The sequence below is a fragment of the Desulfogranum japonicum DSM 18378 genome, assembly GCF_000429945.1.
In the GTDB taxonomy this organism is placed as follows: domain Bacteria; phylum Desulfobacterota; class Desulfobulbia; order Desulfobulbales; family Desulfobulbaceae; genus Desulfogranum; species Desulfogranum japonicum.
In genome coordinates, this window is record NZ_AUCV01000045.1 from 16632 (window position 1) to 37820 (window position 21189).

General features: G+C 45.8%; 21 protein-coding genes. 9 read left to right on the forward strand and 12 right to left on the reverse strand.

The window, feature by feature from the left end:
* Nucleotides 1-291 precede the first annotated feature (291 nt).
* The 3 genes from G493_RS0117990 to G493_RS0118000 all read left to right on the forward strand — a co-directional run bounded on the left by G493_RS0117990 (nt 292) and on the right by G493_RS0118000 (nt 3253).
* Nucleotides 292-1602 carry a hypothetical protein gene (locus tag G493_RS0117990; RefSeq protein WP_028581529.1) on the forward strand — a complete coding sequence of 437 codons (1311 nt, stop codon included), beginning with the start codon at nt 292-294 and terminating at the stop codon, nt 1600-1602.
* Nucleotides 1603-1923: 321 nt separating this feature from the next.
* Nucleotides 1924-2805, forward strand: a complete 882-nt coding sequence (locus tag G493_RS0117995; RefSeq protein WP_028581530.1) for a DUF1186 domain-containing protein — start codon at nt 1924-1926, stop codon at nt 2803-2805.
* Between the two features lie 13 nt (nt 2806-2818).
* Entirely contained in the window at nt 2819-3253 is a 435-nt protein-coding gene (locus G493_RS0118000) for a hypothetical protein (protein WP_028581531.1), read from the forward strand.
* 501 nt (nt 3254-3754) lie between these two features.
* Here G493_RS0118000 and G493_RS0118005 read toward each other — a convergent pair.
* From G493_RS0118005 to G493_RS0118025, 5 genes are all read right to left on the reverse strand, one after another.
* Nucleotides 3755-3916, reverse strand: a complete 162-nt coding sequence (locus tag G493_RS0118005) for a hypothetical protein (protein ID WP_153306576.1) — start codon at nt 3914-3916, stop codon at nt 3755-3757.
* 79 nt (nt 3917-3995) lie between these two features.
* Entirely contained in the window at nt 3996-4361 is a 366-nt protein-coding gene (locus G493_RS0118010) for a hypothetical protein (protein WP_232363791.1), read from the reverse strand.
* Nucleotides 4337-4795 carry a DNA-binding protein gene (locus G493_RS0118015; RefSeq protein WP_028581534.1) on the reverse strand — a complete coding sequence of 153 codons (459 nt, stop codon included), beginning with the start codon at nt 4793-4795 and terminating at the stop codon, nt 4337-4339. The genes G493_RS0118010 and G493_RS0118015 overlap by 25 nt, the downstream gene beginning before the upstream one ends.
* A 181-nt stretch (nt 4796-4976) precedes the next feature.
* Complete coding sequence (locus tag G493_RS0118020; protein WP_051309485.1) at nt 4977-6059, reverse strand: Lrp/AsnC ligand binding domain-containing protein; 1083 nt, start codon at nt 6057-6059, stop codon at nt 4977-4979.
* A complete protein-coding gene (locus G493_RS0118025; protein ID WP_028581536.1) occupies nt 6052-6645 on the reverse strand; it encodes a metallophosphoesterase family protein in 594 nt (197 codons plus the stop codon). Before G493_RS0118025 ends, G493_RS0118020 begins: the two co-directional genes overlap by 8 nt.
* 538 nt (nt 6646-7183) lie before the next feature.
* Between G493_RS0118025 and G493_RS0118030 the strand changes: the two genes are divergently transcribed.
* The 6 genes from G493_RS0118030 (at nt 7184) to G493_RS32455 (ending at nt 13884) form a co-directional block, all read left to right on the forward strand.
* Nucleotides 7184-8350 (forward strand): ABC transporter substrate-binding protein, encoded by a 1167-nt coding sequence (locus G493_RS0118030; protein WP_028581537.1) that lies wholly within the window; start codon nt 7184-7186, stop codon nt 8348-8350.
* 281 nt (nt 8351-8631) lie between these two features.
* Nucleotides 8632-9546 (forward strand): branched-chain amino acid ABC transporter permease, encoded by a 915-nt coding sequence (locus G493_RS0118040; protein WP_028581538.1) that lies wholly within the window; start codon nt 8632-8634, stop codon nt 9544-9546.
* A 15-nt stretch (nt 9547-9561) separates the two neighbouring features.
* Nucleotides 9562-10626, forward strand: coding sequence for a branched-chain amino acid ABC transporter permease (locus G493_RS0118045; protein ID WP_028581539.1), 1065 nt, complete (start codon nt 9562-9564; stop codon nt 10624-10626).
* Between the two features lie 2 nt (nt 10627-10628).
* Nucleotides 10629-11423, forward strand: a complete 795-nt coding sequence (locus tag G493_RS0118050) for an ABC transporter ATP-binding protein (protein ID WP_028581540.1) — start codon at nt 10629-10631, stop codon at nt 11421-11423.
* Nucleotides 11423-12148 (forward strand): ABC transporter ATP-binding protein, encoded by a 726-nt coding sequence (locus tag G493_RS0118055; RefSeq protein ID WP_028581541.1) that lies wholly within the window; start codon nt 11423-11425, stop codon nt 12146-12148. The genes G493_RS0118050 and G493_RS0118055 overlap by 1 nt, the downstream gene beginning before the upstream one ends.
* Before the next feature lie 218 nt (nt 12149-12366).
* A complete protein-coding gene (locus tag G493_RS32455) occupies nt 12367-13884 on the forward strand; it encodes an alkaline phosphatase PhoX (protein ID WP_051309487.1) in 1518 nt (505 codons plus the stop codon).
* Between the two features lie 246 nt (nt 13885-14130).
* Here the strand turns inward: G493_RS32455 and G493_RS0118070 are convergent, their stop codons facing one another.
* From G493_RS0118070 to G493_RS33500, 7 genes are all read right to left on the reverse strand, one after another.
* Nucleotides 14131-16449 (reverse strand): tetratricopeptide repeat protein, encoded by a 2319-nt coding sequence (locus G493_RS0118070; protein WP_028581542.1) that lies wholly within the window; start codon nt 16447-16449, stop codon nt 14131-14133.
* 252 nt (nt 16450-16701) lie between these two features.
* On the reverse strand, nt 16702-17433 hold the full coding sequence (locus G493_RS32460; RefSeq protein WP_028581543.1) for an energy transducer TonB: 732 nt from the start codon (nt 17431-17433) through the stop codon (nt 16702-16704).
* Nucleotide 17434: 1 nt separating this feature from the next.
* On the reverse strand, nt 17435-17866 hold the full coding sequence (locus G493_RS0118080; RefSeq protein ID WP_028581544.1) for an ExbD/TolR family protein: 432 nt from the start codon (nt 17864-17866) through the stop codon (nt 17435-17437).
* Nucleotides 17863-18480, reverse strand: a complete 618-nt coding sequence (locus tag G493_RS0118085; RefSeq protein WP_028581545.1) for a MotA/TolQ/ExbB proton channel family protein — start codon at nt 18478-18480, stop codon at nt 17863-17865. The genes G493_RS0118080 and G493_RS0118085 overlap by 4 nt, the downstream gene beginning before the upstream one ends.
* Before the next feature lie 3 nt (nt 18481-18483).
* Nucleotides 18484-19887, reverse strand: a complete 1404-nt coding sequence (locus G493_RS29945; RefSeq protein ID WP_051309489.1) for a DUF3450 family protein — start codon at nt 19885-19887, stop codon at nt 18484-18486.
* A gap of 16 nt (nt 19888-19903) precedes the next feature.
* Entirely contained in the window at nt 19904-20701 is a 798-nt protein-coding gene (locus tag G493_RS0118095; RefSeq protein ID WP_028581546.1) for a DUF3450 domain-containing protein, read from the reverse strand.
* Nucleotides 20698-20895, reverse strand: coding sequence for a hypothetical protein (locus G493_RS33500; RefSeq protein WP_153306577.1), 198 nt, complete (start codon nt 20893-20895; stop codon nt 20698-20700). Before G493_RS33500 ends, G493_RS0118095 begins: the two co-directional genes overlap by 4 nt.
* Nucleotides 20896-21189 lie beyond the last annotated feature (294 nt).

The window sequence follows — 21189 nt, forward strand, 5'->3', positions numbered from 1 at the left end:
TAGAAATAAAAAGAAACTCCATAATATGCAAACTATTTGGTAGCTGATCACAGATCCCCCACGAAGTTTCCCGCATAGATAGCCTACCGGAGTTTTCGCTTACCTGCGATAAACCGCGCTTGCCCAAACCTGAAGCACCTGCGACCAGTTACAATTCACAAATGAATGAAACCAAGGTGTTATATCTCCCGTGATCAGGTGTATTCTTCCCCCTATTAGGGCTCGCAAAAAGCGCTTGGGCATGTTACCTACACCTTCGTTGCATATAAAAAGGAATAAAAAGGAAATAACATGAGAAGCATAAAAATGATTATGCCGTTGTCAGTATTCTGCCTAACTTCTTTTGGATGCCTGACAGACTCTCAAGCATTTGAAAACGTCATGGAATCAAAGCCCTCAGTGGCAATTATCTCGGAAAACAACTCTTGCATGTTATCTGAAACAATCCATTTTGATCTAGGGCCTGAGGTAGCCATAAAACTACCTCCTGATACAGACATAAAAAGTATAAGGATACTTTCAGAAGGAAAAGAAATCAAAAACAAAGTCATCGAAAAAAAAACAAAACTCGAGGCTGTAGATGTTGAACAAAAAGTGAATGGCGAACTTGTTATAACAAAAAAAGAAAATGAAATAACAGAATGCTATTATTTGCGTGTCACTTCAAAACTTCCTGTTAAAAGTGGATTCACACTTGAATATATGGTGTCTGGCATCTCATGGCAACCAAGCCTTACTGCTACGATAGCAGACGATCAAGCCCTCCTTATTTTCAACGCTTTAGTGACAAACACTTCTTTAGACCTTAACAACACAGATATTCTTCTTGTCTCTTCACCTTACAAAAATATTTCTGAGACAGAGAAAAATCGTTCATTCCATTACGACAAACATAACATTGATCAGCGTCCTGATAAATACGCTCCTATTCCACCTGCACCTCTCTCAAAAAGAGACCAAGTCATTTACAAAGCAGGCCACCTCTCTATAGTAAACGATAAAAACTCAACGACTCTTGTCAATATCGACACGGCAAGCGCAACCACTTTAAGGCATATATATTTATGGCAAACTGATGATGAGTTTGTTCGCGATATACTCTTTGTGAAGAATCCGTTTCCCTTTACCATTTGCAATACGGTAAACACCATCATACACAATGGTTCAGTCATTGATATGTACCAAACAGACTGGACGGCCCCAGGTGGAGACATGGTTTTATACGAAGATACAGAAAAAAATATTCAATGCGAATCGTCTGTAGAAGTTGTAGAAGATCTGGAGAAAAAAAATCGATACCACAGTAGAAATGTGAGAGAGCCCGGTGATGAACTTTACTATAATCACTCCTACGAATTTTCATGTTTTACTGCTTCTGACAGCAAGAAGGATTTGCATGTTGTTTTCAAGAAAAAATATGGGCGATGGTCAAAATCAATATATCACTTTGAACAAGAGCCAAAAGAAAGCCCGAGCTGGTGGCATATATGGGAAACCGAGTTAACAAAGCGTCGACCATACATCCTGAAATTTAACATAGATTCCGATGTAGAAACTTTTCAGGAATATAAAAAATACAAAAGAGCGCTGGAAGGTTGCTAAAAAGCGTTCAATCGTAACTGATCACAGTGCAGTCAGTTTCTCTGCGATCAGTCTGGAATATGTGTTGACCCAATATGCCGCGTCAGCCTGTGTATTCACAGGGAGTTGTCACTTTAATCAATCTCCCCCATGAGTAGTCACTGAATAAGGTCGCGGATACTAATAAATATCCAAAAATTGCGTAGGGTATCGGTTTGGTAACGTCATAGCGTCAATGGTTCCATACTGGCCGTATTGAGGTAACTGATCACGGACTTCAGAATCAGTTACATTGAGTAACCAAACAATACATTTACTATTTTTAATCTTTAGAAGACGACAATGGAAATCCACGAATTAATACAATCACTTGAAATTTTCGACAAAAAATACAAACGCGAAGAAATCGATGAAGCATTGCGTAAACGTGATGAAATCACCCCTCACTTAATACATTTATTGGAGAATGTTCTTCAAAATTCGGAAAAATATGCGGCTCGTGATAGTAAATATTGGGGACATATATATGCGTTTATGCTGCTAGGGTATTTTGGTGAAACCAAAGCCCATGATGTTATAGTTAACCTGTTCAGCCTTCCAAACGAACAGCCAGAATACTTATTCGGAGATTCTGTCACAGAGGGTCTGCCTATTGTGCTTCTCAGAACATGTGGAGGGAATGTTGAAAAAATCAAGGAATTGATTTTAAATAAAGAAGCATATGACTATTGCAGAGGATCTGCACTCCGAGCTTTATCTTATGCACTCATCGAGGGCTACATAACCCGTGAGGAAATTCTTACATTCTACAGAGAATTATTTTCTGTAGAGCCAACATCGCCTGACTCGGCCTTTCATGATTTACTGGCTAGCTGCATCCATGACATTTTTCCTGAAGAATTAATGGACGTTATTGAAAACGCATACAATGAAGAACTGATTGACCCTTTCTTCATTTCTTATAAAGACTTCACAGACGTGCTAATGGTCGGCAAGGAAAAATGCCTGGATAATCTTAGGAGGAAGATAGAAAGGAGCCAAATATACAACATTCACGACAGTATGTCTACGTGGGCATGTTTTGACCAGCCAGAAAAGAAAATGTCAAAAAACACACCAACCGGCTTATTACAAAACAAAAAAAAGCCAAATCCAAAGATCAAGAAATCAAAGAGAAAACAGTCCAAAGCGTCGAAAAAAGCAAATCGGAAAAAAAAGAAATAGTCGAGTATATGAAATGGATGATTACGAAAAATACGAAAAAGATTGTAAAAAAATCAGGAAAGCTAATGAAAGATTACTCAGTGAATTTGAAGATTGGCTGAAGGCTTCTGAACTATCGGAAAAAACGATAGACAATCATTTTTTCAACATTGATTTCTATATCAACGAATACCTGCTTTACGAAGAAATAACTAAAGCACAAGATGGTATTGATGATGTTGATATGTTTTTCGGTTATTGGTTTATCAAAAAGGCTGGGTGGGCGAGCCAATCAAGCATTAAGAGCAATGCAGCTAGCCTGAAAAAATTCTACACGTTCATGCATCAAAAAGGTTTGATAGATGCAGACGATCTGAGTGAGTTAAAGAAAACAATACAAGAACAAATGCCGGAATGGTTAGCCACTCTTAAGCGTTATGATGATCCATACATTGAAGAAGTCTGGTAAGGGTAACTGATCACAGGTACCCCACGAAGTCTCCCGCTGGTCATTTATCTGTTTTCACGATCGCGGTTTCCCGCACAGATAGCCTACCGGAGTCTTCGCTTACCTGCGAGAAACCGCGCTTTTCCAAATCTGAAGCACCTGCTAACAATCCGGCGTATGCACCTATGAGGCATCTGTGATCAGTGACAAATACAGGGAAGTTGCTAGGCTTAGTCACTTACCCTATGAGTAGTGCAATGAGGGTCGCGGAAAAGAATAAATATCCAAAAATTGCGTAAGATATCGGTTTGGTAGTGCCTTCACGTCAATGGTTCTATACTGGCCGTATTGAGCCATTGATGCGACGACCTTACCGAGTTGAGAGATAAGCAAGGTTCGATAATTTATTTTTTCCGTGACCCTTAACCATTGGTGCAGGATAACGCGCTTTTATGGCCCTGTAATACCGTTTTCACAATTTATTGAAGCTGACGACGATGGGTTTCGGCCATTTCCAATCACTTATTCCAAAGCCTTTTCAATAGCCATCTTGAACCGTGTTGAGGAAAAAGGCCGGCAGCAGGCGGTGCAGGATTTGCCTGGTGTCTTAAAATAACTGAGTTTTTCAGTGATTTTGGAACCACATTTAGGGCAGGTAACGGTTATCGTCTTGTCTTCTTGCATAATGGATCCTCCATTGAAAAAAGAATTATAAACCTTCTCAAAACACACCAACTCTAACCCGGATTTCTCCATTCCCCTTTTATTCAATCAATGCTGAAATGCTCTGATACTCTCTCCTGATCTGCTGAATATGCTTATCATAACTTCGCATTTTCAATATGGACCTGCTGATAAGATAGCTACCAAGAATGACCAGGCAAAAATTCAGTATACTGAGCGGAATGATAAAGTGTAAAACATGTAAGACATCATAATATTTCGACGTGGCGATCAGCACGCTGACCACAGATAAAGGTAAAGCCAAAACTGCAATTCCAGTACGCAGCACTGCTAGGGAAGTCCGTTTTTCTGCCAAAAGGAGCTGGACTTCATTTATTGCAATTGCATCAATCTTCCCCGGAGTCTCCATATCATCACAGGCTAACGGCGACGCCAGCCACTCCAAACAGGAAACCCTCCTGCATCACGGAGCACCAGTACCTTGTCTCCTTTTTTCAACTCTGCAGCAATCAAAACAGGCTTCCCATCCAAGGTAACACGGGAACCTTTGATTTCTATTTTATCAGCAGCCGCTATTTGTACATCCTGGTTTTCCAGATACCAGGCTGGGCCGAGATGCACAGAGATTGTTTCTGTCTCTGTTTGCAGCGTGAGATGCATGCCATAATTCATGCCCTGCATGGGAATAATCTTTTCAATCGAGACGACCTCTCCATTGACCGTTTCAACGCTCTGCGGATTATACATACGAGCATACGGCGCTTGTGCGCCCCAGCCTCCGCTTCCCTTCCAATTCATTCCCTGTTGGGCTAATGCCGATGCGGTAAATGAAAAACAAAGCAAAGTCAGCACAGCAAATATCAGAATCTTTTGTTGCATCTTTCTGTCCTCCTTTCACTTTTTCAGGTAACTGGTTACAGAGCACCTGATCTTTCCGCATTCAGCCGGGCTTACGTATGACTCAATACTCAGCACACCCTCCTTGCGAAAACCTCAGGCACCCTGCAGCCAGTTATAAATAAGGGAGACTTTCAAGCGTATCCGCCTCCCCTGTGAGTAGTCACGTATTCTGTTTTATTTTTGAAACTCCGGGAATTAAGGTTTGGGTACTTCTTACCCCTTTAAGGGTACGCATGGCCCGTTGGGTGAACTCAGAGATCAACTCTGCATCCGAGGCAAGCAAATCCCGCTGCAAAGTCACTTTCACAACCATGTCAATGGAACCGTGCACAGAATGGATCTCATCCACTTCGGGCTGCGCATACAGTTTGTCCATAATCTGGTCTTCATAACGCCCCTCCACATTCATGAGCACGAAAAAGGTAATCTCACGCTTCATATCCGGATACTGTGCTTCTGTACGGTCAATCATGAGCTCCCGAAAAGCCTCCATATTTTGAGGAATAAGTCTATCAATTCCAATGCCATAATTTCGGGCTGCGCCTTTTTCCCACTGGTATGTGGAGATGTAGAGATAGAGATCATCAACGGTCCTGCCAGGAAATGAGTGGACAAGCCCACTCTTTTCTATCATGGCTTTCAAGGGGCGATAGATAGTTCTTGACCAGTCTGCTGCAGCCTGCTTAAAGGTGAAATCCTGGGCTTCATGATCCTTAAGAAATTGTTGATGATCCTGAATTTGTTTTTCCAGATGGACAAACTGACCGGGCTCCGTAAGCTCTAGAGTTTCAGTCTGTCCGGATTTATCTCTGAAAGAAATTTTTTCCAGATACAGCCGGTTCTCCAGACTGTCTGCACCAGGCAACAATTCCACAATACATGCTCGAATATGGGTGTGCCCTAACTCTCGGGCCGCTGCTACACGATGATGCCCATCAAGAATGAAATAATCCTCCTTGATCTGATACAGGGAAACGGGCGGCATGAGGCGACCTTTCACCATGGCTCGCCTGATACCATCCAATCGACTGTTTTCACCTTCCCGTTTGGGCCGGAACTGGTTATCGAAATCATGATATCGCCCAACGGTACCCACAATCTGCAGCAGGGGTATTTCACGTACACCACGGTGAATGGATTCATATGCCTGCTCGCTTTGCTGTACAGTATCAAAAAGCTGCAGATTATTCTCAGCTTTTTCCTTACGCAGACAGGTGATGAAACATTTTAAGGTATCAAACATGGAGAATATAGTACCCGAAGCAGTTCACTATCAAAGTATTTTTCAGCCAGCTTTTACGATCATCATCTTTACGGAATTCTTTGTGAATATGCCCATGCAAAAAATAGGCTGGCCGATATCGCTCTATGAGTCGCCGAAAACAGAGGAACCCTCTATGACAGGGATCTTCCGCGTCACCTACTCCCCTTGGAGGTGCATGGGTAACCACAATGTCAACCCCCTTGTGCAGGAGAAGTGAAAACCATATCCCCCGTAAAAAAAGACTCATCTGGGACTCCTTATACTGGTTGGGCCCTCCATTGTACCATTGCGACCCGCCCAGCCCTAAAAAGCTGACATTATTAAACGTCTGAATATGGCGATGAATATTCTGGCATCCGGGGATATTCAGGTTCGCATGACGAATGTCATGGTTTCCCAACACATAAAACACAGGTGCACCTGTTTTCCTAGACAGGAAAGAGAGAAACTCCGGAGGCAGGTCTCCACAGGAAAGAACCAGGTCAACGCCATTAACAATATCAGCCTGCAATCCCTTTTCTGTTAACTCAGGCGCTATAATGTCAGCAACGACAAGTATTTTCATAGATACATCATTATGGGTTAATATACATTTTTTTGCCGATATCCCGCCATCCACGATTGCATTTTATCATAAAACCATCTCTTTATCTTCATATCTCCTGTTCAGCAAAAAAATGATCCCAGCTGCTTAAAAAGGCTGGCAGGCACGATTGTCGCCACAGTTACATTGTTGCGACATCGGTAGGCTTGCATGCAAGAAACATAACATCTTGTCATAATTCCAATTTGTTGCCACCGTTGAACACCAATCAACTCCCCGAATCAACATATAATGATAAGGCTACATATAATAACAGACTCGATAATGCATGTACACGACTTGCCAAAAAGCACTTTCCATTTCACCACAACAATGTATAATCCACAGGGCCAAGCATACATTTTATTACTTTTTTGAAAGTTTTTTCTGTTTAGCGGAGTCATGTGAACATTTCCCTGAAAATCCTGTTTTGACTCTGTGTAAAAAATTGGTATGGTCTATTTTTTGAAAATGCAGCCCTACACGTTCACCACTCTCGACTCAAATAAAGGAGGAGTCCATGAAGAGAACATTGGCAACAGCTGTACTATCATGTTCTGCGCTGCTTTTGGCAGGCTCAGCCCTGGCAGCGGATACCATCAAGATTGGGTACAACATTCCGCTTACCGGGGATATCCCTAAAGTTGGCGAATCCTCAAAACTTTCTGCCGAAATGCTCAAAGAAGACATTAACGGTGCCGGCGGTCTTGAGGTAGGTGGCAAAAAGTACATGCTTGATTTTATCTATGAAGACAATGAATCCAAAGCTGAATCTGCGGTTACCACTGCGCTGAAACTCATTGAAAAAGATCAGGTTTTAGCCATGATCGGCCCCAACTCCAGCAAGCAGGCTGTTCCTGCTGGCCAGATTGCCGACGACAACCAGACAGTCATGGTCTCTCCATGGTCAACCAACCCTGATACCACCAAAGACAGACCATGGGTTTTCCGCGCTGCATTTCTTGACCCATTCCAGGGACCTGTTGCAGTAAATTTCTCAGCAAAAACCTTTAATGCCAAAACTGCAGCGGTTCTGTACGACCTGTCCAATGACTATTCCAAAGGGCTTGCAGAAATTTTTAAGGAAGAGTTTGAGAAAAAAATGGGCGCTGGCAGTGTCGTTGCCTTTGAAAGCCACGGCACCAAGGATCAGGATTTTTCAGCACAGCTGACCAAGATTACAAGTGCCAAGCCGGACTTCATCTTTGTACCAGATAACTACAACCAGGTAGCCCTTATCGTAAAACAAGCCCACCAGCTGGGTTACAAAGGTCCCTTCATGGGTTCAGATGCCTGGGGTTCTTCAGAACTGATGACCCTGTGTGGCGATGACTGTAAGGGTCTCTACTTCTCTACCCATTATGCAGCAGCCGGGGCCACAGGCGCAACCAAAGAATTTATTGATCGCTACACCAAAAAGTATGGTTATGTACCAGATGATGTTGCAGCATTGACCTGGGACGCAACCCGTATCGTTCTTCAGGCTATCCAGGATACCGAAGGCCTTAGCGGAAAAATACGTAAAGATCGCAAAGCTGTTCGTGACGCCATGTCTGAAATTCCATCTTTTGAAGGAATAACAGGTGCCATGAAGTTCGATGAGGAAGGTGATCCCCTCAAATGTGCGGTCGTGGTACGCATAAGTGACAGCGGTGAATTCGAATTCACAGAATCCGTTTGCCCCTGAACAACCTCCTGAAATAGATGAAAAATTCCAAGAGCAGGTCAGACCGGCAGTCTGGCCTGCTCTTTTCTACTTTGTGTCTACTTCAAGATGAAGCGTTTGTCCGAACATAAGGTATGAAATAGTATATGCCCCAGGCATCCACATCTTTTGAACATAATCAGTGATCACAAAAGCAAGATACCCAAGACCACTCGTTGAGATAGACACGGCCCAAGCGCCTCCTGTTGCAACGTAGCAATAATTCAACCTGCCCGAAAAGCAGGATAAAACTACTTGAGTCAATGAGCACAGCAAGTTTAATCCAAAACATAATCAACGCACTGCAATGGGGGAGCTTTTATGCACTCATTGCTCTGGGATACACCATGGTTTACGGTGTTCTGGTGCTGATCAACTTCGCCCATGGCGACATTTTCATGATAGGCGCATACGTCGCTTTTTTTGCTGCCACCTTTATTCTCTCCACGTTGGGACTGCCAGGATGGGCTGCACTGGCCCTGACCATTCCCATCACCATGATCGTGACCTCATTGGTTGGTGTCTCCATTGAACGTATAGCCTACAGGCCCCTCAGACGTAAAGGTGCCCACAGGCTTTATGTGGTTATCACCGCCCTCATGTGTGGCCTGATCCTTGAGAATGGTAACCTGGCTCTTCTTGGCGCAAGCCGTAAGGCTTTTCCCTCACTTATTTCCGAACATGTGTATACCATTGGTGGAGTCAGCTTTACCAACCTGAAAATAGCGGTTATTGTCACAGCCTTTATCTGTTTTTTCATTCTTCACTGGATTGTGACGAAAACCAAAGTAGGCATGGCCATGCGGGCTATTTCCTACGACAAATTTGCAGTTCCCCTCATGGGCATTCCCATTGACAACATTATTGTTGTAACGTTTGTCCTGGGTTCCTCCTTTGCAGCCCTTGCTGGACTTCTCTTTGCCATGAGTTATCCAATACTGGAACCTTATATGGGCGCTCTTATCGGTTGGAAAGCCTTTATCGCTGCAGTGGTCGGCGGCATAGGTGATATCCGGGGTGCGTTTATTGGTGGCTTTCTGCTTGGCGCAGTGGAAATCATGGTTGTGGCCTTCTTTCCCTCAACATACCGGGATCTGATAGCCTTTACCGTTCTGCTGGTTATCCTGTCGTTTAAGCCAACAGGTCTGTTCGGCATAGCCAAGACCACCAAGATTTAAGGGGAGAGTACGATCATGCAGAGATATTCCGTTCAACTCATCCTCATCGCTCTTGGCGGTCTTATTACCTATCTGGCCTACGAAGAAGCCATCGACCTCTACATTATTTCTGTACTCATGTTCATGGGTGTTAACATTATTATGTCCACCAGTCTTAACCTGGTAAATGGAAACATGGGTGAATTCTCCTGCGGCCATGCTGGCTTCATGTGCGTGGGAGCCTATGTTTCCTCTGTTCTTGGGGTACTGTTATTCAGTAAAAACAAGATACTGGCAGCCCCTCTGCTTAATCCGGAAATGGCAGTGTACTTTTTCCCTTTTATCATCATTGCAGGAGGGTTGGCAGCAGCCCTGACCGGCCTCTTGGTAGCTATTCCCTCATACAGAACCCGCGGAGACTATCTGGCCATCATCACCATAGCAGCCAACTACATTATCATTTCTGCCATTGAAAACATGAATATTATCGGTGGTTCACGGGGATTCATGGGTATGAAACGAGTTGTCAACTCCATGGAGGATGTTCTTTATCTTCCCTGGATGGTCATATGGGTTTTTGTGTTCACCATCGGTACAGTATGGCTCTTACGGCGTTATACTTCTTCCACTTTTGGCAAGGGAGTGAATGCCATCTGTCAGGACGAGGTGGCTGCTGAAATAATGAGTGTAAACACCAATAAGATGAAAACCATCACCTTCATGCTTTCCTCCGGCCTGGCCGGTGTTGCAGGTGGCCTGTTTGCATATATTATCGGTTATGTTAATCCTGGAAGTTTTAACATACTCAAATCCACAGAAGCAATGGTCATGGTCTATCTTGGTGGTATGGGCTCCCTCAGCGGGGCCGTAATAGCGGCTGTACTTTTCACCTTACTCACCGAAGGATTACGTTTCGCAGATGTATTACTGCACTATCTCTGGTTTGTTCCAGACAGCTGGCATTACAGCCAGGTTTGGAAATGGGTTATCATCCCGCTTATACTCATTATTCTCATGCAGTTCAGACCAGAAGGCATCATGGGCAACCGTGAACTGAGCGACCTCTTTCCAGGCCTTAAACGATTTTACAAGTTCAAATAACCATGCAGAACACACAAGCTCCATCATCAACGTCTGTTCTTGAAATCCGCAATATGACCCAGCGGTTCGGCGGTCTGGTTGCGGTCTCCGACTTCAGCATTAACCTGGGCAAGAATCAGCTCTATGGACTCATAGGTCCCAATGGCGCAGGCAAGACAACAGTCTTTAATCTGATCAGCGGCTTTTATCAGCCAAGTCAGGGACGGATATTTATCAACGGCAGGCCCACCGCCGGTCTCAAACCCCACAAGGTTACCGCCCTGGGCGTTGCCAGAACCTTTCAGAACATCCGGCTCTGGAACGACATGTCGGTTCTGGACAACATCCGGGTGGCCCAGCACGGTGCCCTGGATTACGGCTTCTTGCAAGCCGTATTACGAACCCGCTCATATAGAGATTGCGAGGCACGCATAGAAAAGGAAGCTAGGGAACTGCTCACCTTTTTTGAACTGGACCAATATGCCAATGAACTGCCCACCAACCTCCCCTACGGCCTGCAGCGAAAGCTGGAAATTGTTCGCGCTTTGTCTGAAAAGCCTAAGCTCCTGCTGCTGGATGAACCTGCTGCCGGGTTGAACTCAGTAGATGCCATCGAACTGATTCGCCTTGTTAAATGGATCCATGAAAATTTTGATATCTCCATCCTGTTGATCGAACACCACATGGATGTAGTCATGGAACTGTGCTCACAGATCAAGGTGATTGACTTCGGCCAAACCATAGCCGAAGGCGATCCGGAAGAAATCCGCAATAATCCTGCTGTAATTTCTGCCTACTTGGGAGATGATACAATCTGATGCTACTCTCAGTTGAAAATCTAGTTGTTAAATACGGGAATATTCAGGCCCTGCACGGTATCTCCTTCCAGGTGGCCAAGGGTGAAATCGTAACCCTGATCGGTGCAAACGGTGCAGGTAAAACAACCAGTCTCTATTCTATCACCCGCCTGCCTCCTCCTGAATCTCCCCGCGTTGTCGGCGGCGACATCCTCTATGAAGGAGAATCGATTCTGAAGACACCGCCTGACAAAGTCGTCAAAGATCTGAAGCTGGCTCTGGTACCTGAAGGTCGCCATATTTTTGGTAACCTGACTGTCATGGAGAACCTGATCCTGGGCACCTATAGCAGGGAGAAAGGGACCGACTTCAGTGAAGAATACCAAAGGATCTTTGATCTGTTCCCCCGCCTGGAGGAACGTAAACACCAGCGCAGCGAATCCCTTTCCGGGGGCGAACAGCAGATGCTCGCCGTTGGTCGTGCCCTGATGACCGGATGTAACTTTCTGTTGCTGGACGAGCCCTCCATGGGACTTGCACCTGTACTCAAATACGAGCTGTTCAGAACCCTGAAAAAGCTCAACGAAGAAGGCATGACAATCCTTCTCATCGAGCAGAATGCCAATCTTGCCCTACACCTTGCCCATCGAGGATATGTGCTGGATACGGGAGAAATCGTTGCTCAGGGAACCGCAGACGAACTCCTGGCTAATCCCGAACTTAAGAAGGCCTACCTGGGCGGATAAGTCACAGACACAAGTTTTTCCGGCTTTATATAGCTATCACCATTTCCTTTTCTGCCAGGCCCATCGTTTATATTGGCCATCTGGTTCATACAACAGATGGCCACCTCTCCTACCACTCTCCTGATCTGTTTTTAATACTATCATAATGATATACGGGTACTTTTGATGCCAGATATATCAAGATATACGTATTTCAATGATTCAAAAAGGAGTTGGAAATGCATAAAACTTTGTCTCGTCTGGCCATGGTTTCCATGCTTGGCGCCTCCACATTTGCTGCGGTGCAAACCCAGGCTGCAGAAGAAGAACGTCTGTTTTCCCTTAACGATCCCATGGCGGCCTTTCTGGAGACCCGTGCCTATGCAGAACGTATGGGAGCAACCGCTGAATTTCGTAAAATGGAAGGTGTGGCTCTGGATGAAAAAAACGGCAAAATCTACATTGCCATGAGCGCCATTGAAAAAACAATGAGCGATGACAAGGGTGACATCCAGCTGCCAAAAAACAAATGCGGTATCGTGTATGAGGGTAAGCTCGATTCCAACTATAACATCAGCGAGCTCAAACCTGCTGTGATTGGCGGGCCTTACAACAAAGAGGTTACCTCAGAATATGGGAGTGGTTTTGCTGACAAATGCGATCCCGACAACATTGCCAATCCTGACGGGTTATATGCTGACAAACATGGCAACCTGTGGATTTCAGAAGACACCAGCAGCCACGTAAACAATGCTATCTGGCGATGGGATGGCAAAGAGCTGAAACGCTTTGCAACCGTCCCCACAGGTGCGGAGATTACCGGCGTGCATGTTACTGCCAACGATGAACTCTTCTTTAACGTCCAGCATCCCTCTGCAATGAGCAAATTTCCCTACAACCGTGGTGTTGTGGGGACGGTAAATGGGTTTAAGAGTAACGACTCATTTACATCCGTGGATGTACCAAAGGGCGATGATGTATTTGATGTCAAGATTGCCAAAGGCGCATACCAGGTACTTGCCCGCGTGGGTGAGCCCATCCCCAACGACATCTATAATCAACGTTTTGGCCAGATCAATACGATGGCCGGCGATTTGAAAGAGATCTGCAATCACCCTGACGGCAATATGTTCCTGCCAATAGCTGAAGACGGTTCCTATGGTTACCTCTACACCAATTACGAATGCAGGCCGGGCACTGTCGGCAAAATCTACATTGAAAAAGACGGAGACAGCTGGAAAATTCTTGATGGCGAGAACGTCAGCTTTGCCGCAGTGGGTGGAACCTGGAACAACTGTAATGCCAGCGTAACCCCCTGGAACACCGGCCTGAGTAGTGAAGAATACGAACCAATGGCTTCCAAAACCGGATGGAAAAAAAATGTAGTGGATATGTCCATCTACCTGGGTGAGCAGGCTAATCCATACAACTATGGATATCTGGTTGAACTGTTGCCAGATACCAACGGTGATTTTGCAGGAACCCATGTGGTCAAACATTATGCCATGGGACGGCTCAGCTATGAGATGGGTCGAGTCATGCCTGACATGAAAACCGTGTACAGCGGAGACGACGGCACCGGGGTTATCCTGGCAAAATTCGTTGCCGACACACCTAAAGAACTGAGTGCTGGCACGATTTATGCTGCAAAAATCAAACAGAACAGTGACGAAAGCCTGGCCATCACCTGGATTGAACTTGGTCGCAGTACCGATGCTGACGTTTATGATGCCATTCAATCTGTCAGCATGAAATAATCCTACCCACGTGTCTGGCCTGAACAGCTCTGACACTTTTTCATAAATCCCGCCTCTCCTCTCCTCTTCCCGCCGCTGGAGCAAACACAGTCCTTGTGATTTCTCCAGCGGCTTCTTTTTCGGTGATTACCCTGCCGGCTCTCCGGAGTCCATTTGACGAAACTGATCACAGACACTGCACGGGATCTCCCGTTGGTTGCTTATCTCGTTGAACGATGCGATTGCACGCATAGATAGGCTTTGCGGTCAGTCGCAGCCATAGCAGGAATTACTGTCTTGTTGATGCTTTTTTTTAATGTATGCCAGGTTCTGCATGGCAGCCTGAATCTGGTTTTCTTCGCCAATGCCAGATGCAATTACGCTCTCAAAATTCCCTGCGGCACGGGCATACTGTTTTTCTTTCATCGCTGAATAGGCTGCTTTCATCAGAATACCCGTATTAACAGCATCACAGCTCTCTGCGGCCTGCTCATAGGCCAGGCAACTCGCTTCATATCGATGTAGAGCATAATAGATATCCCCCAGAACCTCCAAACTTTCAGCTGTTTTTGTCTGTTCGGCAACCTCACAGGCTATTTTCAAGGCATCTTCATACATACTGCCGCTTTGATAAATATCAACCAAATGATTCAATTGCTCAATGGTCGGTTTTTTACCAATGGTACGACGGTATACATGAGCCGATTGCTGAGGAACACCGGCAAGGAGATACAGTCTGCTGAGATCGTTCAGGTGTTTCTTTTCATCAAACTCAAAATGAAAAACAATTTCCTTGGCAGCCACGGCTGCAATATAGTCTCCCTTTTGCAGGGTAAACCATACCGCCAATTTCCACGACTTCACCTGGGATGGATACCTGCTAAGAATCTTATCCAAGACCTGCTCTGCCTCTTTCTCCTTGCCCAGTTCAACACAATTTTTTACCAGAGAACTCATCCATGAATATCTGGGCTCATCGGCACCCACCAGAATCTTTAATAATGGATAGGCACTTTTCGGTTCCTGCAGCTCCAGCCAGATCACCACCCCGCGATAGCGCAATTGGTTGGAAACTTTGTCGTCTGCAAGATTTGTTCGCTCCATGACTGATTTGACTTCGCTCTCCTGATTTGCAGCCAGTAGAACAGAAGCCAGATCAACCAGCCAGAGTTGCTCAACCTTCTTACCGACGACACTCTTTTTCAACAACTTAATGGATTTTTCCTGTTTGCCCTCAACCAGCCACAACATGCCGGCCTGATGATAGAGCTTCCCCTCACCTGAAATATTAGCCGCCCACTCAATATAGGTAGCTCCTTTGGCATAATTTTCCTTCAGGAGCCATGCATTTGCTAAAGCCACCAACCACTCTTTCCTGGGCTGTTTACGTTCTGCTAAAGGGCTCAGGAGATTAATAGCTCTGTCAACCTGTTTAAGCTGCAGCCTGAGCGTACCGGCCTGATACATATGCTGCGATTTCTTGCTGATGGACGCTGCCTCCTCCATGGCATCGGCTGCCTTTGCAATATTTTCCTTTATCAGCCACGCCTGTGCCATGGCAACCAGCCAGTCGGCTTTCAGTGGCTGGATATCTGCTAGACGAAGAAGATTCTGCAAGGCCTTGTCCGGCTGCTCAGCCTGCAGCCATAACACTCCGCAATTGTAGAGGTAATCCGGGGCAGGATCTATTTCGATGACTCGCTCAAAGGCCATTGCAGCATTAGCATGCTGATCAAGGGTGTTATAAACAGCGGCCATAAGCAAAAAACAATTTTTTCCAGGATCCTTTTGCTCTGCCAGGATTTTGAGCAGGGGCAAGGCCCTTTTGGGTTTATCCAGTTCATTCCACAAATAGGCTGCATGAAACAACAGTTCCGGGTTATTTCCCACCCTGGCAGCCTTTTCCATGGCTTCTGCTGTTTTCTCGGAGTTTTTCAAAGCTTTTAACGCCTCAGACAAGCCAACCAGCCACTCTTCCTTGGGAGCTTTTCTTTTGCTTAAATCCTCCAGAATGCTCAGGGCTGTCTTGGGCTTTTCTGCTTCCAGCCAAAGCATGGCACATTGATAGAGCAGATCATCATCTTTTGAAAACACATACGCTTTATCCATGGCCATGGCGCTGCTTTGCATGGCATAAATTCTTTTCGTTTTTTCCTGTTTGTCTTCCTTGGAATATGCACTGCCGCTTTCCTGCCAGGCAAGGGAAAGGAGCTGCCAGGCATCTTTAAACTCAGGAGCAATCTCCACGGTTTTTTTCAAATTGGAGATTGCTGCATTGATATTGCCAGCTTTATATGCAAAATACCCCAGTTCATAATAGAGAAGAGGATGGGTTTCAGCCGGATGAGCAGAGGCATAGGTTTCAAGTTTTGCCTGAGCCTTATGAAACTGCCCTTTATCAGAAAACGATTCAGCCTCACCCAACGCGGTGTGCAATAGCGGAGGCGGCTCTCTGAATTCCTTGATGCCGTTTTTCAAATCATGGGCATGGAGCAAAGAGGGTAGGACAAGAAAAAAAACTATAATTCCACCAAGCAGTCGAATGAACGAGCTTCTCTGTATGTACTGTTTCTCTGATTTGCGCATAAATGAGCCTCTTTCAGAACGCCCCGCATCTCTCTCATCTCGTGTTATTCTTTTTAGGGTCGCGGAAAATAATAACTATCCAAAAAATGCGTAGGATATCGGTTTGGTAACCTCGTAGCGTCAATGATCCCATAATGGCCGTATTGATCCATTGACGCTACGACATTACCGAGTTGAGAGACAAGCAAGATTGGATAATTTATTGTTTCCGTGCCCCCTTAATCGAAACAAAATGTTGATGAGAGGTGCGAGCTAATCCAGTTTAAATTCAATAACGGTTTCAACCCAGGCCTCCACCACACTGCCATTTTTGATTGCCGGCTTAAACTTCCAGCTCTTCACCGTCTTTTCCACTGCCTGCTCAAACTCTCCTGGAGGCTTTGCTGCAATGACTTTGAAGAGATCAGTTCTGCCGGATTTATTCACCAGAAATCGTATATGAACAGATCCTTCAAATCCCTGTCGTTTGGCTCTATAGGGATACATGGGCTGAGGGGTGGCCACAGCCTGAGGCATCTTATCCACCTCATCGGAATTGAATCTGGTACGAGGCGGCCCATGTTTGGGCAAAGCCGGCATTGACCCTTTCTTCAGGGTTTGGTTAAACTGTTGAGCAGAAATTTTTATTCCTTTAACTCCAAGATCGGTTAAGCTTGGTATCTGCACCATGCTGCCAAAGGCCGCTCCTGTCGATTCATACGAAGTCTGCGGAACTTCAATTTCCGGCATGTCTATTTCCGGCATCTCCATTTCAGGTGGTTCCGGTTTATCAGGCTCTGGCGGCGGCTCCGGCTCCTCTTCCATTTCATCGCTTTCCAGAAGTTCTTCTTCCTGCATGGCGATAAGCCGTATCTTGTCCAACTGGACATGTTCGCCATCAAAAGAGGCTTGCCGCAGCAGTGTGGGAGCAAGTGCCAAAATGAAGAGACCAGCAGCAAAGCCGGTCACAGACAAGAAAAAGTTTCTCAACAACAACCCGTTCATATCATCCCTTTGGCTTACTGGCTGAAACAGCAATATTTTCTGCACCTGCTAAACGACACTGATCCAGAACGGCAATCAATTTTGACGTAGGGCATTCACCATCGGCGTCAATGATTACACCTCCGTCACTGTTTTCAGTTAAGAATATTTCCACCAGCCCTCGAACCCGCCTGAGCTCCACCTGGTTTCGATCAATGAACACATAGCCTTCCGGGGTGATACCAATGATCATGCCTGTGGCCTCCTTCATTTCAGCAGAGGCTGCTTCAGGACGATTGACCTCAATTCCGGATTCCTTAACAAAACTCGCGGTCACCAAAAAGAAAATCAACAGAATAAAAATCATGTCGATCAGTGGCATCATGTCAATTTCAATATCGCTTCGATCGGAATCCAAACCATAAGATCCCCTTAAAGATCCAAGTCTGTTCATAGTTCACACTCCTTGTCCAGCCATTGGACAATACCCCGTTGAAAAACGAGAAGGTCTTGCTGGATATTGTTGGCCTTTTTTTTCAACACCTGACCGATAAAAATTCCAGGTATGGCAACCAGCAGCCCGGCCTGGGTGGTAATCATGGCCTCCTTAATGCCTGATGCCATAGCCTGGGCGTTTCCCATGCCGTACATGCCGATAACCTTGAAGGTCTCCACCATTCCGGACACCGTACCAAACAGACCTAAAAGCGGGGCAACGGCTGCCAGGATAATAATGGTTGGAATATATTTCTGGATAGCACCAGCCTGTTTCCTGATCGCAGCATCAAACAACAACTTGTCAGCATCCTTATTCTGGCAGCGAGTGCCATTGTCGGTGGTCATGAAATGATTTATGGCCAAGGCTCGAGGGCTGTTTGAGGGACTTACTTGCCCTGATTTCAGGCAAATCATGGCATCAGAAAGACTGATCTGATCCCGACCTGTTCGCCAGACCCAATCCGCTTTCAAGGCGATCAGGCCCCAGAGCCAGCCAGAAACGAGAAAAATGGGGATCATTACAGGCCCGCCAACCTCGATCAGCATCCAAAGATTTTCTAATATCTCCATGACTTATGCCTGCGCACCATTATGCTTTAAAATTGCACCCATCAGAGCGATACCTTTTTCCTCCATATCCCGGGCCAGATTCTTAACCCTGCCGCCAAGAAAAGAAGCCACCATCATAATGGGGATTGCCACGGCAAGACCAACCTGGGTTGTTACCATGGCTTCTGAGATACCACCTGCCATGAGCCGGGGATCACCGGTACCGTGGGTGGTGATGACCTGAAAAGTGTTAATCATGCCGGTAACGGTTCCGAGCAGCCCCAGCAGTGGGGCCACAGCTGCCAGTACTTTGAGAGCCCCTATAAAACGCTCAAGCCTGGGGATTTGCGTCAGAATCGCCTCGGAGATGACACTTTCAATCACCTCCTGCTTCTCGTTTTTATGCTCAAGTCCGGCCATGAGGACCTTACCGGTGGGCCTGCTCTTGTGCGGTTGCGTCGTTTCCAGGGCTGCATCAAAGTTCCCCTGGAAAACCAGTTTCGTTACTTTGGTCATCAGGGCATCGGTATTGGAACGAACCTTGGAGAGAAAAAAGACCCGCTCAAGAGCAATGATTATTGCTGCAAGCCCAACCAGAAGAATCGGGATGACCAATACCCCACCACTTCTCAGCCGCTCTTCCAGCGTTTCTTTCCTGGACAGTTTGCTGATGGCAACTCCACCGGAAATATCCAGGGGAGTAATGTCCTGCTTCCCGTCATAAAAAGCAGTGATGTTCCTTGAGAGAAAATACCCCGGATCACCACTCATAAGCAGACGATTGGAGCCAGGGCTGAAGGTAAGAAAACCATTGCTGTTACCGTCGCTAAACAATGCCCCCATATGACCAAGCCTGATGATATCGGCATTTCTATCCTCACCGCTTCGATCAAGTATTGAGCCCTGGTAGCGGACATTATGTTTTCCAACATCAATATCATCGAAATACATGGAGAACAGGCCTTTCATGTCATCAAGATCAGCGATCCGTTTCCCGGTCAGATAGTCATTCAAGCTCTCCATTCGCTGCGGCTGCTGGCTGGAATATGGAGATTTTTCAGAAATGGAAAGGAAGTTGCGGATATGATCAAGAAAGATATTATCCAGTTCTTCCTTGCTGGCCAGTCTGGTGGCAATCTCATGCTGGAGCTTATCCCGTTCATCGGCAAGGGATTTTACGACAGTTTTGTCTGTGGTCAGTTTTTCCTGTTCTGCTGTTACGGTGCCTTTGAGCTGAGCAATTTTCTGCAGTAAGTACTGACGTTTTTTTTCAATATCGGAACGTTGTTGCCGCTGCTCTGATACCGCCCGATCATGTCGTTTATGCACTTCCCTGGAAGCACTGTTGATATCCTGGGCCAGGACACTGGTCGTCCAGGACACGAGCAGGCAGAAAGCTGCAAAAAAGATGTTTCTTATAGTATTCATTGTGCAGCAATCCCCTCTACTTTTGTGTTTCAGGCCGGGTAACAGGCAATTTACTTAAACCCACCAGGCGAATGCCCTCTGCCATCTCAATGGCATCACGAATGGAGGAAGTATCATTCTCCATGATCTGCCATCCCGAACTGCTCCCTTGCCAATGGTAGGCCATTTCACTGTCAAGGGTCATGGCATAGAGACCCACACGTCCCACTTGAAGTATCTTGACCCTGCGGCCTTGCCCACCGATCTCAATCTCATTTTCAAATACCTGCACACGGTGACCAAGATCAACTTCCCTGGCCACTGCATCAAGTACTGCCCTGGCCTTATCAAGTAGGCCCATGTCATAGTCATTGAGCACCAGGCTGGCATGGTGAATGGATTTACGACGCTCTGTCATGTTACAGGGGAGATCAACATCAAGACTCTCCTGCAGTTTTGCCAGGTTTTTCTCCAGAATCGGCAGCAATTTCAAATTGACGGCTTCCATGGCCTTTGTCTTTTCCTTCAGTGCAATTATCTTGTGTTCCAGATCACCTTTATAGATTTCAAGTTTCTTTCGCTGCCACTGGATATGATCCAGCAGGTTCTCCAGATCCTCAATCTCTCCCAAAAGCCGATGCTCTTCCTCTATCCAGGATTCATGAATGTGCTGGGATGCAATCCCCACCTCAACCGCTTTTTCTGAAACCTTTTTCACCTCAGTCGCACTGGTTGCCCAAGATGCTTGCGCCACGACCAGAATTGCCATACACAGCACCAACGCCAGCCCCCACTGCACAACCTGGCCGGATTTAGCTGATTGATTACTTGTCACCCTTTCACCTCTTCTTTTTCAAAAACGACCTTGATAGTATAAGCCTTGGATATTTGAGATAAACTATACATCAACCGGCTAAGAACAAATTCCCGCGCAGCAACATCTCTAAACAGGTTAATTACAATCTCAACGTCTATAATCATGTGATTGCCCCCTGCCGCTGGGCAATCACCAAAGATGGTTGCTGTCAAGCCACTCCTCCCACATGCCCCCACCAGTCATCACACCGTCATTTCAATACAAGAGCCACGTAATACCATTAAAAGAATTTTCACTAACACCAGCGTCCATGACAATGACACTTAATTCTTAAAAATATTACAGGCAAATAGAACACGAAACGAATATATGCCACAGCTTAAAAAGTTTGACACCTCTAAAAACATACGCTCAAAGAAATTTCACCCGGCTTTATAAAACAAAACACATAAAGCAGAGACAAACAGATGAAAATATTCCATTCAACGCCCAGGCCAACGACAACC